Below are 14,914 nucleotides of genomic sequence, written 5' to 3' on the forward strand. Positions count from 1 at the left end.
CTTCGGCGGCCAGTTCCGGCGGCGCCGGATCAGAACGACTTGCTGACGCCCGCGAAGAACCCGCGCCGCGGTCCGAACTGCGGTGCGCCGACGCCGACGCCGGTCCCGTCGCGGATCTCGTACTTCTTGTCGAAGACGTTGATCACGTCGATGCGCAGGGTCAGCGGACCGCCCGGCAGGCCGGTGAAGTCGTGGGCGGCGCCCAGGTTGACCTGGGTGTAGCTCGGCACCTTGTCGCCGTTCGGAACGCTGCCGTCGCGCCTCAGGCCCGAGCCGTAGAGCACGTCGGCGGAGACCCGCGTCCCCTCGCTGAACCGGTAGCTCGCCCCGCCCGAGGCCGTGTAGGTCTGGTCGTGGTCGAGGTAGATGAACTGGTTGTGGATAACGGCGAGGTCGGCGGGATCGAAGTTGAACTGGCTGGAGATGATGTCCTTCCCCTTGGCCTGCGAGATCGCCAGGTTGGCGTAGGCGTTGAGCGGGCCCGCGGCGTAGTTGGCGCTGAATTCCACGCCCTTGGCGTAGCCCTCGCGGTAGTTGAAGGGCGTCAGGATGATGGGCGCGCCGAACTGGCCCTCGTCGATGAGGTTCTTGGCGTCCTTGTAGTAGGCGTCGACGCCCACCGTCAGGGCGCCCAGTTTCTGCTGCACGCCCAGGTCGTAATAGTTGTCGCGCTCCGACTTCGGCAGGTCGTTCTGGGTCCCCGGCGCCTCGGCCGTGGTGCCGACGAACTTGCTGACAGTCTCTGTCGCCACCAGCTCGAACGGCGGCGGCGTGAAGAAGCGGGAATAGCCGGCGTGGAAGGTGGTCCCTTCGAAGGGGGTCCAGACCAGGTTCACCCGCGGCGACAGCTGGTTCTCGCGCAGGAAGGCGTCGACCTGGTCGAAGCGCACGCCGTAGTTCAGCGTCAGCGCGTCTGTCAGCTTCCACTCGTCCTGCAGATAGACCGAATAGTTCCAGGCCGTGGCCTTGCTGTTGTCGATGATGCTGGTCGGAGTCGACGAGGTCTGGTTGCCGGCGGCGTCGAGGAAGAACACCTGGGAGTTCGTCTTGCTCTTGGTCCGATCGGTGGAGACGATCAGTCCGCCGCGGATCGTGTGGGCGTCGTTCAGCGTATAGGCGCCTTCCAACTGGGTCCCGATCGAAAGGTCGGTCTTCAGAGCAGACTGGGCGATGCCGTTGAACAGCAACTCGCCGACCACGTCGGGCTTGTAGCGAAGCTCCGAATAGCGGGCGAAGGCCGAGGCCTGGAAGGTGAACTTATCGAGGGTCTTCAGGTAGCTGACGATCCCGTAGGTCGTCCCCTCGCGCTGGCTCTGGTCGAGCTTGTCGGAGGCGAAGGCCGTGCGGCCGTTCACATTGAGGCCAAGGTCCGGCTGCAGGCCGCGCACGTTGGGGATCTGGAAGCTCTGCTGCGAGGTGCCGAGGATCGCCGAAACCCGGCTGCTGTCGTCCAGGATGTGGTCGAGGTAGCCGAACGCCTGATACTGGTCGGAGTGGTCGTGCAGCGGCGTGCCGCTGCCGTCCGGGCTCTCGATGCCCACATCCGTGCCGGTGTAACTGCCGGAGAAGAAGCCGCTGGTGGCGCCCCACGACCCGCCGTACTCGATCGAGGGCGTGATCACTCCATGGCTACCGCCATAGACCGAGACCTCGCCGCCGTTGTTGAAGCCGCTCTTCGTGGTGATGTTGATGATGCCGGCGGTGCGCAGGCCGTACTGCGCCGGCAGCGCCCCGGTGATCAGGTCGATATTGGATGCGAGCCTCGGAGACAGTGTCTGGCCGAACACCTGCAGGCCTTCCGGCAGGATGACGTTGTTGAGCCGGTACTGGATGTTCCCGTGGTCGCCGCGCACGTGCAGCTGGCCGAAGCTGTCCTGCGCCGCGCCGGGCGCCTGCAGGATCACCTGGTTGAGCTGGGTGTTGGCGCCGCCCGGCAGGTTGTTGATGAAGGCCTGGGGCAGGGAATAGCTGGTCGCGCCCAGCGCCGGCTCGACGGTCGAGCGCGCCGCGTCCAGCCGCTGCGCCGTGACCACGATCTCGGAGACCTGGCCGGCGGCAGGAGGCGCCGCGGCCGTGGATTGCGCCGAAGCGGCGGTGGCGACCAGCGCACCGGCGCTGGCTGCGGCCAGCAGGAGGAGTTTATGCGACATTGGGAGATCCCCTTAGGCCGTCAGCTCGGCCATACGTTATACGATAACAGTTCCGCTATGATATAACGTCACGGCGCGTCAAGCCGGGATCGGCAGCACCGGTTTGAATTTCCGGGCGGCCGTTGCGAAGGGCCCACAGGCCGTCGCCGACGGCGCAAATATCACGCACGTTACAAATTCAGGCCTGCGGTGCGGTCACTTCGACCGTGAGATGGGAGATCGACGGCAGGCGCTCGAGCCTTGACCGATAGAAATCGGCGCCGCGTCCGCTGTCGGTCGCCACGCCGACGATCGCGCCGAGGTGACCGGGTCCGAGCCGCCACAGATGCAGGTCGCAGACCTTGTCGCCCTCCGTCTCCACCGTGCGGCGGATCAGGTCGGACAGCCGCCGGTCGGGATTCATGTCCAGCAGGATGGCGCCGGTGTCGCGGATCAGGCCGTAGGACCAGCTGGCGATCACGCAGGCCCCGACCAGGCCCGCCAGTGGGTCCATCCACAGCCAGCCGAATAGCCGGGCGAGCAACAGGCCTGCGATCACCAGCACCGAAACCGCCGCGTCGGCCAGCACGTGCACCTCGGCGGCGCGCATGTTGTTGTCGCGGTGGTGGGCGTGGGCGTGGTCATGCTCCTCGAACACCGCAACGTGGTCCTCGCCTCCGATCTTCAGGTGGGCGGCGAAGGCGTGCGGTTCGGGGATCTCGTCAACGCTCTCGAGATAGGCGCCGAAGTCGGCCATCGGAAACGCCTGCCGCGCGCCGTCGGGCCGGACGGTCTCGAGGACGACCGTTTCGGGCGACAGCCGGGCGGACCCCTCGGCCGCGAGGCGGAATCGGGGGGGCGCGTCCGTCTCAAAGATCGAGAGCTCGACGGCGCCGCCCTGGACCGGGATGCGATGCGCCTCGTCGTCATGCGCGTGGCCGCCGCCGTGGCCATGGTGATGCCCATGCCCGTGGTCGTGATCGCCGCCCAGCAGCCAGGCGCTGGCGATGTTCACGCCCAGGCCGAGCACCGCGATCGGGATCGCCTGTCCGAAGTGGATCGGCACGGGGCTGAAGAAGCGGCTGAGCGCCTCGTAGCCGATCAGCAGCGCGATCATCGCCAGCACGATCGCGCTGGTGAACCCGGCCAGGTCGCCGAGCTTGCCGGTTCCGAAGCTGAAGCGCGGATCGTGCGCGTAGCGGCGCGAGAAGGTGTAGGCCAGCGCCGCCAGCAGCAGGGCGCCGGCGTGGGTGGACATGTGCAGCCCGTCGGCCACCAGGGCGATAGACCCGAAGGCCACGCCGCCGGCGATCTCGATCAGCATCATCGCGCCGCACAGCACGATGACGAACCAGGTGCGCCGCTCGTTGCGCTCGTGGCCGGCGCCCAGGAACAGGTGGCTGTGGCCGTCGCTCTCGCGGTTCAGGATGGGGGAGGTCATTTCAGATAGGTCCGCACGACGTCGAGCAGTTGCTCCGCGGCCTCGCGGTTCAGGGCCTCCGGATGGGCCGCCTCGTCCACCAGGTGGGTGAGGACGTGATCCTCCACCACCTCGGCCATCAGGCCCGCCATCGCGCCGCGCGCGCCGGCGATAAGGTGCATCACCTGATCGCAGCCGGCTTCGGCCTCGAGCGCGCGTTCGATCGCTTCCACCTGGCCGCGCAGGCGGCGAACCCGGGCCAGCAGCTTCGATTTGTGAAGGGTCGTATGCATGTCGCCGCCATAGCATAGCCCCCCTACCTATTCCATACCTAAGGCCGCCCACGCCGACGGGGCGATCGTGGCTGGCCCGTTTTCTGTTCGCCGAGCTCCCGCGGCTCTACTTGTACCTGTCGAACCAGGCGAGGATGGCCCGCGCCTTGGCCGCCGACTGCGAGGGCCGCTCGGCCAGGCCGTGGTGCGAGGCGCCCGGCACGCGGATCAGCGCCGTGGGCACGCCGCGCAGCGCCAGCGCGTCGTAGTACTGCTCCGCCTCGGAGGGCGGGGTGCGGTGGTCGTCCTCGCCGACCACCACCAGCGTCGGGGTCTTCACATTGCCGACCAGCGACAGCGGCGAGCGCGCCCAATAACCCTGCGGGTCCTCCCAGGGCATCTTCCCGAACCAGTAGGCGGCCATGAAATTGTAGCCGTCGGTGGTCAGCACCTCGCTCGTCCAGTTGATCACCGGCTTCTGGGTCGCGGCGGCCTTGAAGCGGTCGGTCTTACCGACGATCCAGGCGGTCAGCGCCCCGCCGCCGGAGCCGCCGGTCACGTAGAGGTGGCCGGGGTCGACGAACCCCTTGCTGAGGGCGGTGTCGACCACGCTCATCAGGTCGTCGTAGTCGTGGCTCGGATAGTTGCGGTCAATCTCGTTGGCGAAGGCCTCGCCATAGGAGGTCGAGCCGCGCGGGTTCGAGTAGACCACCACATAGCCGGCCGCGGCGTACTGCTGCACGTCGGTAGAGAACACCGGCCCGTAGGCCGAGAACGGCCCGCCGTGGATCTCCAGGATCAGCGGATATTTCTTCGACGGATCGAAGTTGGGCGGGGTGGCGATCCAGGCGTCGATGGGCTTCTTGTCGAAGGACGAGACCACCGGCATCGCCTCCACCTTCGCCAGCTGCTTGCCGGCGAAGAGGTCGTCGTTGAGGTGCGTCAGCCTGACGGCCTTGCCGCCGCGCAGGACGGCGAGGTCGGCCGGCGAGGCCGCGTCGCCCACCGTGAAGGCCACCAGCCCGGTCTTGCCCACCGAGAAGTCGCCGCCGGTGTAGGGCCGGTCGAGGTCGGACGGCACAAGGCCGCTCGCCAGGGTCTGCATCTTCCCGTCGAGGCCGACGCGGGCGACCTTGGTGACGCCCTTTTCAGTGTACTGGACGTAAAGGCTTTTGCCATCCGCGGCCCAGGTGGGCGCACCGACGCTGTTGTCGAAGCCCGCGGTGATCGCTCGGCTGTTCTTGCCGTCGCGGTCCATGACGTAGAGGCGGATGTTCTCGTAGCCCCGGTGGCGGGCGTCGTCGAAGCCGACATAGGCGATCTTCGAGCCGTCCGGCGAGGCGGCCGGGGCCTGGTCCGGGCCGACGCGGTGGGTCAGCTGGGTCAGCGTCCCGTCGGCGAGCGCGGCGGAATAGACTTCGCTCTCCTGCGGGTCGCGTTCCCAATCGGCCTTCCGGTTGGAAGCGAACAGCACGCTCTTGCCATCGGGCATGAAGCTGATCGGGCCGCCGTCGTCGAACCGGCCGAAGGTGAGCTGGCGCGGCTGCCCGCCGTCCGCCGAGACGGCGAACAGGTGCCGATACCCGGGCTTCAGATAGCCCGCGCCGTCGGCCCGATAGGTCACCTTGTCGATGAGCTTGATGGGGTCGGCCCACTTGGCGTTCTCGGGCTTCGCGAGCGGCGCGCCCAGCGGCTTGCCCTCGTCGAGGGTCAGCATGGTGAAGACCAGCGTCCTGCCGTCCGGCGACCAGGCGATCTCGTTGGGGGACTGCTCCAGCGTCGCGACCTTGGCCGAACGGCCGGCGGCCATCCAGCGGACGTAGAGCTGCGCGCCGCCGGACCCGGCGACTACATAGGCCAGCCGCGTCCCGTCCGGCGACCAGCGGGGCGCGAAGTTCGCCTGCTCGTCCACCACCAGCGGGGTCTGGACCCCGGTCTGCGGGTCGGCCAGCCAGATCGATGGCCGGCCGTTGTCGATCATGATGTCCTGGGTCGTCCGCACGTAGGCGATCGCCCCGCCGTCGGGGCGCACCTGCGGGTCGCTCGCGGTGCGGATGCCGAAGATGTCGCCGCCCTGGAAGGTCCTCGACGGGCCGTCCGAGACCTGAGCGAACGCCGGGAAGGAGGGCGGCGCCACGCACACGATCGCGAGCGCGGAAACAAGCAAGGCTAGACGCATGGAAGCTCCCCGAAACTGAAGGCGCCTAGAAAGGCTGCGCCGCGGGGGTTTGTCCAGCGGGCCCAGGACCGCTACATCCCGTCCATGGCCGAAGCGTTCAACGACAAAATCCTCCCCGCCGCCAAGGCCGAGCGCTATGCGGCGGTGGCCCAAGAAATCGCCGCGGTGCTCGACGGCGAACCGAACCTCACCGCGCGCATGGCGACCGTCGCCGCGATGCTGGCCGCCAGCTTCGACCACTTTCTCTGGACCGGCTTCTACGCGGTCGATCCGGAGAAGCGCGAGGAGCTGGTCGTGGGGCCCTACCAGGGCACGCTCGGCTGCCTGCGGATCGCCTTCGGCCAGGGCGTCTGCGGGACCGCGGCGCGCAGCCGCCAGACCCAGGTGGTGGAGGACGTGGGCGCCTTCCCCGGCCACATCGCCTGCGACAGCCGCTCGGTCAGCGAGATCGTGGTGCCGGTGGTGGACGCCCAGGGCCACCTGCTCGCGGTCTTCGACGTCGATTCCGAAACCCCCGCCGCCTTCGACCGCCTCGACGCCGAATGGCTGGAACGCATCCTGCAGGACAGCTTCGCCGATTAGGCGTGCTTCACAGCGCGCAGGCGCACTTGCAGTTCACGCGCGACGTTCCAGCTCTCGTCGGCCTTCGCCCGCAATGCTTCGCGCGTGATCTCGCCGGCGTCGAGCCGAGCCTGCCACCGCGGGTCGTAGTTCTGGACGACGCTCTCCACTTCGAAGTCCACCTCCATCAGGAACGCCAGCATCGTGTAGTTGGCCCGGTTCTCCATCCAGATGCGGTTCTGGCGCTTCGACATCATCATGAAGGTGAGCGGCGTAAACGCCCGCACATGGGTCGGGTCCGACCAGAAGGTGTCGTGCCGGACGTGCGGCACATGGATCTCGACGAGGCCGCCGGGCGCGGCGACGCGATAGAGCTCGCGCATCACCGCGGCGAACACCGGGAACTCAGCGCCCACATGCTCCAGCACATGCTTCATCAGGATATGCTCGAAGGCGTTGGTTTCGAGGTCCCAGGGGGTGGCCTCGATATCGAGCAGCCGGTCCGGCTCGCAGGCGGCGAAGCCATCCACGTTCAACCATCCCTCCCGTTTGTCGAACCCGCAGCCGAGATTGAGTTTCACGCACGTCTCCTGTTGAGCGGCACCGCCGGATGGGTTGACGTTAACGGCAACCGGCTTGTCTTACGCAGCGGCGCCTTCATACAGTCGTTTTGACGCGCCATAGAGCACACGGATTTTCATCAGGGAGCACGGCCATGGCCGAGGCCTATATCGTAGCTGCGACGCGGACCGCCGGCGGACGCAAGGGGGGACGCCTGAGGGACTGGCATCCGGCCGACCTGAGCGCCGTGGTGCTGAACGAGCTGGTGGACCGCACCGGCATCGATCCGGCGCTGGTGGAAGACGTGGTCATGGGCTGCGTCATGCAAGTGGGCGAGCAGGCCACCAACATCGCCCGCAACGCGGTGCTAGCCTCCAAGCTTCCGGAAAGCGTGCCGGGCACATCCGTCGACCGCCAGTGCGGCTCCTCGCAACAGGCGATGCAGTTCGCGGCGCAGGCGGTGATGAGCGGCACCATGGACGTGGTGATCGCCTCGGGCGTCGAGAGCATGACCCGTGTGCCGATGGGTCTCTCCGTCGCCCTGCCGGCGAAGGAAGGCTTCGGTAACCCGATGAGCCCGAACATGCAGGCGCGCTATCCGAACATCCAGTTCAGCCAGTTCATGGGCGCCGAGATGATGGCGTCGAAGTACGGCCTGACCAAGGATCAGCTCGACGAGTTCGGCTACAATTCCCACCAGCGCGCCATCGCCGCGACCCAGGGCGGCGCCTTCAAGGACGAAATCGTCGCCGTCGACGGCAAGGACGCCGAGGGCAATGCGGTGCGCCACGACAGCGACGAGGGCATCCGCTACGACTCCAGCCTCGAAGCCATGCGCGGCGTGAAGCTGCTGCGCGAAGGCGGGGCGATCACCGCCGCCACCTCCAGCCAGATCTGCGACGGCGCGTCCGGCGTCATGATCGTCTCCGAAAAGGCGCTGAAGGAACTCGGCCTCGAGCCCCTGGCCCGCATCCACAACCTGACGCTCATCGGCCACGACCCGGTGATCATGCTGGAAGCCCCGCTGCCGGCCACCGAGAAGGCGCTGAAGAGGGCCGGCATGTCGATCGACGACATCGACCTCTTCGAGGTGAACGAGGCGTTCGCCTCGGTGCCGGTGGCCTGGCTGCAGACCACGGGCGCGGACCCCGCCAAGCTCAACGTCAATGGCGGCGCCATCGCGCTTGGCCACCCGCTGGGCGCGTCAGGCACGAAGCTGATGACTACGCTGCTCCACGCCCTGAAGGCCCGCAACAAGAAGTGGGGCCTGCAGACCATGTGCGAAGGCGGCGGCCTGGCCAACGTGACCATCGTCGAGCGGCTCTAGGCTGGCCCCGTGGCTGGACGCGTCTACGCCATCACCGGCGCGTTCGGCGCCCTGGGCTCAGCGGTCGCCACGGCTGCGGCGGAGCAGGGCGCGCGGCTGGCGCTGATCGATTTCGCAAAGACGCCGCCGCCGGGATTGCCGGGCGGCGACGACGTGCTGGTGCTGGGCGGCGTCGACCTCACGGACTCCGTGGCCGCCGGGGCGGCCATCGACGCCGTCGCCGACCGGTTCGGCGGCCTGGACGCGCTGCTGAACATCGCCGGCGGCTTCCGCTGGGAAACCCTGGAGACCAGCCTGGCCGAGGGGTGGCATCGGCTGTTCCTTATCAACGTCCAGACCGCCGCCAACGCCAGCCGCGCGGCCATTCCCTACCTGCGCAAGAGCCCGGCCGGACGGATCGTCAACGTCGGCGCCAACGCCGCGCTGAAGGCCTCGATGGGCATGGGCCCCTACGCCGCGTCCAAGGCCGGCGTGCACAGCCTGACCGAGAGCCTGGCCGAGGAGTTGAAGGCCGACGACGTCACCGTCAACGCCGTCCTGCCCTCGATCCTCGACACCCCGACCAACCGCGCCGACATGCCCAAGGCCGACTTCTCCACCTGGGTGGCGCCCGAGGACCTCGCCGCGGTGATGCTGTTCCTGGCCAGCGAGGAAGCCCGCGCGGTCACCGGCGTCCTGATCCCGGTGACGGGGCGGGTTTGACCAGCTCCCCGGCGCCGGGCTGGCCACCAGCTCCGCGTCCCGGTTCACGGCCGACAGATCGGGCGCTTCGTCCACGCGGGCTTGCGGTTCCCCGTACGTCAGCCGTTAGACTGTCGGCCACGCAATCAAGAAAAGGGGAAGCGCCATGATCGGCTACGCCACCATCGGAACCAACGACCTCGAACGCGCCAAGACCTTCTACGACAAGGTGCTGGAGCCGCTGGGCGGCAGGCGCACCTTCGCCAACGGCGACCGGATGCAGTTCTATGGCTCGTCCGCGACGCCCGGCATGATCGCCATCAGCAAGCCCTATGACGAACAGCCGGCGACCTGGGGCAACGGCAGCATGTTCGGCCTGCCGGCCGCCACCAAGGAACAGGTCGATGCCGCCCACAAGGCCGCGCTGGCCGCCGGCGGGACCTGCGAAGGCGCGCCCGGACAGCGGATGCCCACCTTTTACGGCGCCTACTTCCGCGACTTGGACGGCAACAAGATCTGCGTCTTCAACATGGGCTGAGCGCAGCTACTTCTTCGCAGGCGTAGTGCTGACCCGCCAGACCACGCCGCCGACGTCGTCGGCGACCAGCAGGGCGCCGGTCTTGTCGACCACCACGCCAACCGGGCGGCCCTGGATTTGGTCGTGCTTGTCCAGGAAGCCGGTCAGGAAGGCCTGCGGCGCGTTCTGCGGCTTGCCGCCGGCGAAGGGGATGAACACCACCTGGTAGCCGTTGAGTGGCTTGCGGTTCCAGGAGCCGTGCTGGCCGATGAACGCCCCGCCCCGGTACGAGGCCGGGAAGGCGGCGCCGGTGTAGAACACGAGGCCCAGCGAGGCGGTGTGGGGGCCGACGCCGAAATCCGGCGCGATGGCCTTGGCGACCATCTCGGGGTTCGCGGGCTTGGCGCGGACGTCCACGTTGTGGCCCCAGTAGCTCCAGGGCCAGCCATAGAAGGCTCCGTCCTTGACGCTGGTCAGGAAGTCGGGCGGCAGGTCGTTGCCGATCTCGTCGCGCTCGTTGGAGACCGTCCACATCACGCCGGTCGTCGGCTCGAAGTCGATGCCATTGGGATTGCGGATGCCCGAGGCGAGGATCCGCGGCTTGGCGGCGGCGATGTCGTATTCCCAGATCGCCGCGCGGCCGACCTCGTTCTCCAGGCCGTTGTCGCCGACGTTCGAGTTGGAGCCGACCGTCGCATAGAGCTTGGTCCCGTCGCGGCTCGCCATCACGTTCTTGGTCCAGTGATGGTTGATCGGGCCGCCCGGCAGGTCGAAGACCTTCTGGCCAGTCCCGGTTTCGGAGGTCTGGCCGGTGGCGTAGGGGAAGCTGACCACGCCGTTGTCGTTGGCGACGTAAAGGGTGTTTCCGACGAGCGTCATGCCGAACGGCCGCGTCAGCCCCTGGGCGAACAGCATCCGGCTCTCGGCGATGCCGTCGCCGTCCGAATCGCGGAGCAGGAAGATCTTGTTGGGGCTGGGCCTGGCCGACCCGACCCGCTTCATAATCAGCTTCTGGAAGAAGCCCTTGATCCCCTGGTTCGACTTGTCGGCGGCGGACGGCTCCGAGGCCGATTCCGAGACCAGCACATCGCCGTTCGGCAGGACGTAGAGCCAGCGCGGGTGGTCGAGCCCGTCGGCGTAGCGGGCGACGGTGAAGCCCGCTGGCGCCTTGGGCGCCGCGCCCTGCGCCCAGCCCACCACCTTCGGAGTATCGACCGTCGGGATCAGCGCCTTTTGCGGTTTCGGCAGCGGCGGATTGGGCCCGTAGCCCACCCAGGGATCGGACGAGCCCTTGGGCATGCTGCAGGCGGCAAGCGACAGCACGGCGAAGCCGGCGGCGGCGAAGAGGGTGTGGCGCGTCATGTGGATCTCCCTGTCGCCTCTATAACCCAAGCTTGGCCGCATGTGTTGCACCTGGGCGCCCGCTGACGTCGCGGCGCCGTTGCGCGCGGTCCGGAAAGGGGTTCACCTGTCGATCCGGGAGTACGGACATGGACCTGAATGAAACCCCCGAAATGGCGGCGTTCCGCAGCGAGGTGCGGGGGTTCCTTGAGGCGCACCGCGGCGACTACGCGCAAGGCGCAGCGAACGACGGGCTGGCCTGGCAGCGGCTGCTGATCGAGCACGGCTACGCCGCACGCACCATCCCACGGGAGTACGGCGGCTTCGGCGCGGAGCCCGACATCCTGAAGGGGCGGATCATCGCCGAGGAGTTCATCGCCGCCGGTGCGCCGCGCGGCATGGCGGGGCAGGGCATCTCGATGTTGGTCCCCACCCTTCTGGAAGTGGGGTCGGAAGAGCAGAAGCGCCGCTGGATCGGGCCCACTCTGCGCGGCGAGATCATCTGGTGCCAGGGCTACTCCGAACCCGGCGCGGGCTCGGACCTGGCGAGCCTGCAGACCAAGGCGGTCGAGGACGGCGACGACTTCCTGATCTCAGGGTCGAAAATCTGGACGAGCACCGCGGCCCAGGCCCAGATGATGTTCTGCCTGGTGCGTACCGAGCCGCAGGCGGCCAAGCACGAGGGCATCTCCTACGTCCTGATTCCGATGGACAGTCCGGGCATCGAGGTGCGGCCGCTGAAGACCATGACCGGGGCGGCGGAGTTCAACGAGGTGTTCTTCACCGAGGTGCGCGTGCCCAAGGACCAGGTGGTGGGCGGGCGCGGGCGCGGCTGGTTCGTGGCCAATACCACGCTGAAGCACGAGCGCGGCATGCTGGGCGATCCCAACGCCACAGAAGCCCGGCTGAACGCTTTGATCGAATTGATGAAAGCCGAAACGGTCGACGGCCAGCGGGTGATCGACAACCCGGTCTTCCGGGACCGGCTCATGCAGCTTCAAGGGCGGGTCCTGGCCATGAAATTCAATGGCTTGAGGCTGATCACCTCACAGCTCTCGCAGGAACCGGCGGGGCTCGCCGGCCTGATCGTCAAGCTGCAGGGATGCGAGCTCAACCATCAGCTGGCGGCGCTGGCGATCGACGCCCTGGGCGAGCTCGGCATCCTCTACCGCGACGGGCCGCACCTGCGGGCCAAGGGCTCCTGGCAGCGGAACTACATGTTCGACCTGGGCCTGATCATCGGCGGCGGTACGGCGCAGATCCAGAAGAACATCATCGCAGAGCGGGGGCTCGGCCTGCCGCGCGAGCCGAAGCCGGCGGCGGCCTGAGCCATGGATTTCTCGCTCACCTCCGACCAGCGGATGATGCAGGACAGCCTGACGCGGACGCTGGCCGAGGCAAGTTCATTGGACCGCGTGCGCAAGTTCGCCGGCGACCTCACCGACAAGGGCGGCGACATCTGGAAGGCCATGACCGACTTCGGCCTGGCGGGGATCGTCGCCCCGCAGGAGCACGGCGGGCTCGGCCTGACCCTGCTGGACGCAGCCCTGGCCTCGGAGGCGCTGGGCCGGGCCGTGGCGCCCGTGCCGTTCATGGGCGTCGTGCTGGGCCCCATCGCCCTGATGCGCGGCGGCTCGCCGGCTCAACGGGCGGAGTGGCTGCCGAAGCTGGCGTCGGGCGCGGTCATGGCGGTGGCGGCCATCTCCGAACCGATCGCCGGCGCGCGGGACGGGGCGGGCGTGACCGCGTCGGACGGCAAGCTCACAGGCAAGGCGCTGTTCGTGCCCGGCGGAATGGCGGCGGGCCTGCTCATCGTCGCTGACCGGAGCGGCGGGCTGCACCTGGTGCGCGGCGACGCGGCTGGGATAACCCGGACGCTGATGCCGGGCATCGACGAGACGCGGCGGCTGGCGGAACTGACCTTCGACGGCGTCGCCGCCGAACTGCTGGGCGGCGGGCCGGAGCTGCTCGCGGCCCTGCGCGACGCCGGCTGGGTCCTGGTCGCCGCCGACACCCTCGGCGCGGCGGAGGCCATGCTGGAGAAGGCGGTCGCCTACGCCAAGGAGCGGCGCCAGTTCGGCCGCGTCATCGGTTCCTTCCAGGCGGTCAAGCACATGTGCGCCGAGATGGCCGCCGAGCTGGAGCCCTGCCGATCGCTGGTCTGGTACGCTGCCTACGCTTTCGACGCGGTCCCCGCGGAGGCCTCGCTGATGGCCGCCCACGCCAAGGCGCTGACGTCGGATGTCGGCCGGTTCGTGGCGCGCACGTCGACCGAGGTGCATGGCGGTATGGGCATCACCGACCTCCTGGGCCTGCATTTCTGGTTCAAGCGCATCGGCGTCAACCGACAGCTGCTCGGCGGCCCGGAGCGGGTCCGCGAGATCGCGGCCCGGCTGCAGGGGTTGGCGGCGTAGCTTGCCTCCCACGCGTAACGGGGAAGGTAGGGACTTACACGTGCACCGGCGGTATCCGCTGCGCCCAGGGGCTCGCGGCTTCCAGCTCGTAGGCGAGCTCGAACAGCATCCGCTCGTTGCCAGCGCGCGCCGAGAACATCACGCCGACCGGCAGGCCCTCCGCGGTCCAGTGCAGCGGCACGCTCATGGCCGGCGCGCCGGCGATGTTGTGGATCGGGGTGTAGCCCACGTACTCCCTGAGCCGCGCCACCAGGGTGTCGAAGGGGACCGTCGGCCCGACCTCGCCCAGCAGCGGCGGGGGCGAGGAGAGCACCGGCGAGAGCACCAGGTCGAACTGGTGGGCGGGGAACCAGGTGTCGTAGGCCAGCGCGTCGGCCATGAGCCGGCCGACGGCAGCGGGGAGCGCCTCTGGCGGCGCCTTTCTGGCTAGCTCCACCATGCCCAGGCTGAACGGCTCCAGCTCGCGTTCGTCCGGCGCCCGACCGAGCCCGCGGCCGATGTTGTCGGCGAAGTCCTTGGCGCCGTTCGCCCACAGCAGAAGGAAGTCGTCGATGAACTGGCCGCCGTCGTAGGGCAGGTGGGCGACGTCGACATGGTGGCCGAGGCCGGCCACCAGCTTCACGGCTTTGTCGACGGCAGCGACCACTTCGTCCTGCGGCCGATGGCCGAGACCGTTCTCGACCATCACCCCCACCCGCAGACGCCGCTTGCCGGGGCCCGTCACCAGGCCCACCGGCGGGCGTTGCGCATGCGCGCCGGCATCCTCGGTCGCCGCGAAGAAGGCCGCGGAATCGCGCACGCTGCGGGTCAGGACGTGGCGGACGCTGAGGTCGGAGATCCTGGTCTCGCCCGCCGTGCCGATCATCCGGCCGCGCGACGGCTTCAGCCCGAAGAGGCCGCAGTTGGAGGCGGGGATCCGGATCGAGCCGCCGCCGTCGCTGGCCTGGCCGGCGGGCACGATGCCCGCGGCCACCGCGACCGCGGCGCCGCCCGAGGAACCGCCGGAGGAGCGGGTCAGGTCCCAGGGGTTGCGGGTCACTCCGGTCGCCAGCGGCTCGGTGGTGGGCAGGAATCCCGCCTCCGGCGTCGCCGACTTGCCGATCACCACCACGCCGGCGCGGTCGAACGCCGAGATGTAGGGGGTCTGGGTCTGGGCGGGCGGCGCAAAGCGCCCGGCCCGCGAACCGAAGCGGGTCGGCAGGCCCTGGTAGTCCTCCAGGTCCTTGATCAGGAACGGCACGCCGCCGAACGGGCCCGCGGGCGTCCCGGCGCGGGCCTTGGCGAGCGCCCGGTCGAAGTCGGAATTGACGATGGCGTTCAGCTTCCCTTGCAGCGCCTCGGCCCGGCGGATGGCGGTCTCCACGGCTTCGGCGGCGCTGGTCTCGCCGCGCCGGATGCGGGCGGCGAGCTCCATGGCGTCCGGCCAGGGTGAAACCGGCGGCGGAACGGGAGCGGGACGCGGCGCGGCTGCGGCGCGAGCCTCGGCGAAGCCCGCCCCGGCCGCGCCGGCCT

Annotated in this window: 13 protein-coding genes; 6 read left to right on the forward strand and 7 right to left on the reverse strand. The window is 68.9% G+C overall.

All coding sequences use genetic code 11. The features are described 5' to 3' along the window. Positions 1-29: 29 nt before the first annotated feature. From JWP28_RS03575 to JWP28_RS03590, 4 genes are all read right to left on the reverse strand, one after another. Positions 30-2,150, reverse strand: coding sequence for a TonB-dependent receptor (locus tag JWP28_RS03575; RefSeq protein WP_299540022.1), 2,121 nt, complete (start codon positions 2,148-2,150; stop codon positions 30-32). Positions 2,151-2,328: 178 nt separating this feature from the next. After that, the gene (gene dmeF / locus JWP28_RS03580) at positions 2,329-3,570 is read right to left on the reverse strand and encodes a CDF family Co(II)/Ni(II) efflux transporter DmeF (RefSeq protein WP_299540023.1); all 1,242 of its coding nucleotides are present in this window, start codon (positions 3,568-3,570) and stop codon (positions 2,329-2,331) included. Then, positions 3,567-3,842 carry a metal/formaldehyde-sensitive transcriptional repressor gene (locus JWP28_RS03585; RefSeq protein WP_299540025.1) on the reverse strand — a complete coding sequence of 92 codons (276 nt, stop codon included), beginning with the start codon at positions 3,840-3,842 and terminating at the stop codon, positions 3,567-3,569. Before JWP28_RS03585 ends, dmeF begins: the two co-directional genes overlap by 4 nt. A 106-nt stretch (positions 3,843-3,948) precedes the next feature. After that, positions 3,949-6,000 (reverse strand): S9 family peptidase, encoded by a 2,052-nt coding sequence (locus JWP28_RS03590; RefSeq protein ID WP_299540027.1) that lies wholly within the window; start codon positions 5,998-6,000, stop codon positions 3,949-3,951. An 84-nt stretch (positions 6,001-6,084) separates the two neighbouring features. Here JWP28_RS03590 and JWP28_RS03595 point away from each other — a divergent pair, with 84 nt between their 5' ends. Continuing rightward, complete coding sequence (locus JWP28_RS03595) at positions 6,085-6,582, forward strand: GAF domain-containing protein (RefSeq protein WP_299540028.1); 498 nt, start codon at positions 6,085-6,087, stop codon at positions 6,580-6,582. On the opposite strand, the gene JWP28_RS03600 is transcribed toward JWP28_RS03595, so the two are convergent. Beyond that, the gene (locus tag JWP28_RS03600) at positions 6,579-7,142 is read right to left on the reverse strand and encodes a methyltransferase domain-containing protein (protein WP_299540029.1); all 564 of its coding nucleotides are present in this window, start codon (positions 7,140-7,142) and stop codon (positions 6,579-6,581) included. The genes JWP28_RS03595 and JWP28_RS03600 overlap by 4 nt on opposite strands. Positions 7,143-7,276: 134 nt before the next feature. On the opposite strand from JWP28_RS03600, the gene JWP28_RS03605 reads away from it, so the two are divergent. The 3 genes from JWP28_RS03605 to JWP28_RS03615 all read left to right on the forward strand — a co-directional run bounded on the left by JWP28_RS03605 (position 7,277) and on the right by JWP28_RS03615 (position 9,668). Further along, on the forward strand, positions 7,277-8,449 hold the full coding sequence (locus JWP28_RS03605) for an acetyl-CoA C-acetyltransferase (RefSeq protein WP_299540031.1): 1,173 nt from the start codon (positions 7,277-7,279) through the stop codon (positions 8,447-8,449). A 9-nt stretch (positions 8,450-8,458) separates the two neighbouring features. Continuing rightward, complete coding sequence (locus JWP28_RS03610; protein WP_299540033.1) at positions 8,459-9,151, forward strand: SDR family NAD(P)-dependent oxidoreductase; 693 nt, start codon at positions 8,459-8,461, stop codon at positions 9,149-9,151. Between the two features lie 145 nt (positions 9,152-9,296). Beyond that, on the forward strand, positions 9,297-9,668 hold the full coding sequence (locus tag JWP28_RS03615) for a VOC family protein (RefSeq protein ID WP_299540035.1): 372 nt from the start codon (positions 9,297-9,299) through the stop codon (positions 9,666-9,668). Positions 9,669-9,674: 6 nt separating this feature from the next. On the opposite strand, the gene JWP28_RS03620 is transcribed toward JWP28_RS03615, so the two are convergent. Further along, complete coding sequence (locus JWP28_RS03620; RefSeq protein ID WP_299540037.1) at positions 9,675-11,009, reverse strand: sorbosone dehydrogenase family protein; 1,335 nt, start codon at positions 11,007-11,009, stop codon at positions 9,675-9,677. Positions 11,010-11,137: 128 nt separating this feature from the next. Between JWP28_RS03620 and JWP28_RS03625 the strand changes: the two genes are divergently transcribed. Both JWP28_RS03625 and JWP28_RS03630 read left to right on the forward strand, forming a co-directional pair. Continuing rightward, positions 11,138-12,316: an acyl-CoA dehydrogenase family protein gene (locus tag JWP28_RS03625; protein WP_299540038.1), complete on the forward strand. Its 1,179-nt coding sequence runs from the start codon at positions 11,138-11,140 to the stop codon at positions 12,314-12,316. Between the two features lie 3 nt (positions 12,317-12,319). Further along, on the forward strand, positions 12,320-13,402 hold the full coding sequence (locus JWP28_RS03630; RefSeq protein ID WP_299540041.1) for an acyl-CoA dehydrogenase family protein: 1,083 nt from the start codon (positions 12,320-12,322) through the stop codon (positions 13,400-13,402). Between the two features lie 34 nt (positions 13,403-13,436). Here JWP28_RS03630 and JWP28_RS03635 read toward each other — a convergent pair. Next, positions 13,437-14,914 (reverse strand): amidase (locus JWP28_RS03635; protein ID WP_299540044.1); only part of this gene is annotated, 1,478 nt, incomplete at its 5' end.

Origin of the sequence: Phenylobacterium sp. (assembly GCF_028290885.1) — a bacterium.
GTDB lineage: Bacteria > Pseudomonadota > Alphaproteobacteria > Caulobacterales > Caulobacteraceae > Phenylobacterium.

Coding starts and splice junctions, on each gene's coding strand:
- JWP28_RS03575 (WP_299540022.1), bottom strand. CDS start 2,150: ATGTCGCATAAACTCCTCCTGCTGGCCGCAGCCAGCGCCGGTGCGCTG.
- dmeF (WP_299540023.1), bottom strand. CDS start 3,570: ATGACCTCCCCCATCCTGAACCGCGAGAGCGACGGCCACAGCCACCTG.
- JWP28_RS03585 (WP_299540025.1), bottom strand. CDS start 3,842: ATGCATACGACCCTTCACAAATCGAAGCTGCTGGCCCGGGTTCGCCGC.
- JWP28_RS03590 (WP_299540027.1), bottom strand. CDS start 6,000: ATGCGTCTAGCCTTGCTTGTTTCCGCGCTCGCGATCGTGTGCGTGGCG.
- JWP28_RS03595 (WP_299540028.1), top strand. CDS start 6,085: ATGGCCGAAGCGTTCAACGACAAAATCCTCCCCGCCGCCAAGGCCGAG.
- JWP28_RS03605 (WP_299540031.1), top strand. CDS start 7,277: ATGGCCGAGGCCTATATCGTAGCTGCGACGCGGACCGCCGGCGGACGC.
- JWP28_RS03615 (WP_299540035.1), top strand. CDS start 9,297: ATGATCGGCTACGCCACCATCGGAACCAACGACCTCGAACGCGCCAAG.
- JWP28_RS03620 (WP_299540037.1), bottom strand. CDS start 11,009: ATGACGCGCCACACCCTCTTCGCCGCCGCCGGCTTCGCCGTGCTGTCG.
- JWP28_RS03625 (WP_299540038.1), top strand. CDS start 11,138: ATGGACCTGAATGAAACCCCCGAAATGGCGGCGTTCCGCAGCGAGGTG.
- JWP28_RS03630 (WP_299540041.1), top strand. CDS start 12,320: ATGGATTTCTCGCTCACCTCCGACCAGCGGATGATGCAGGACAGCCTG.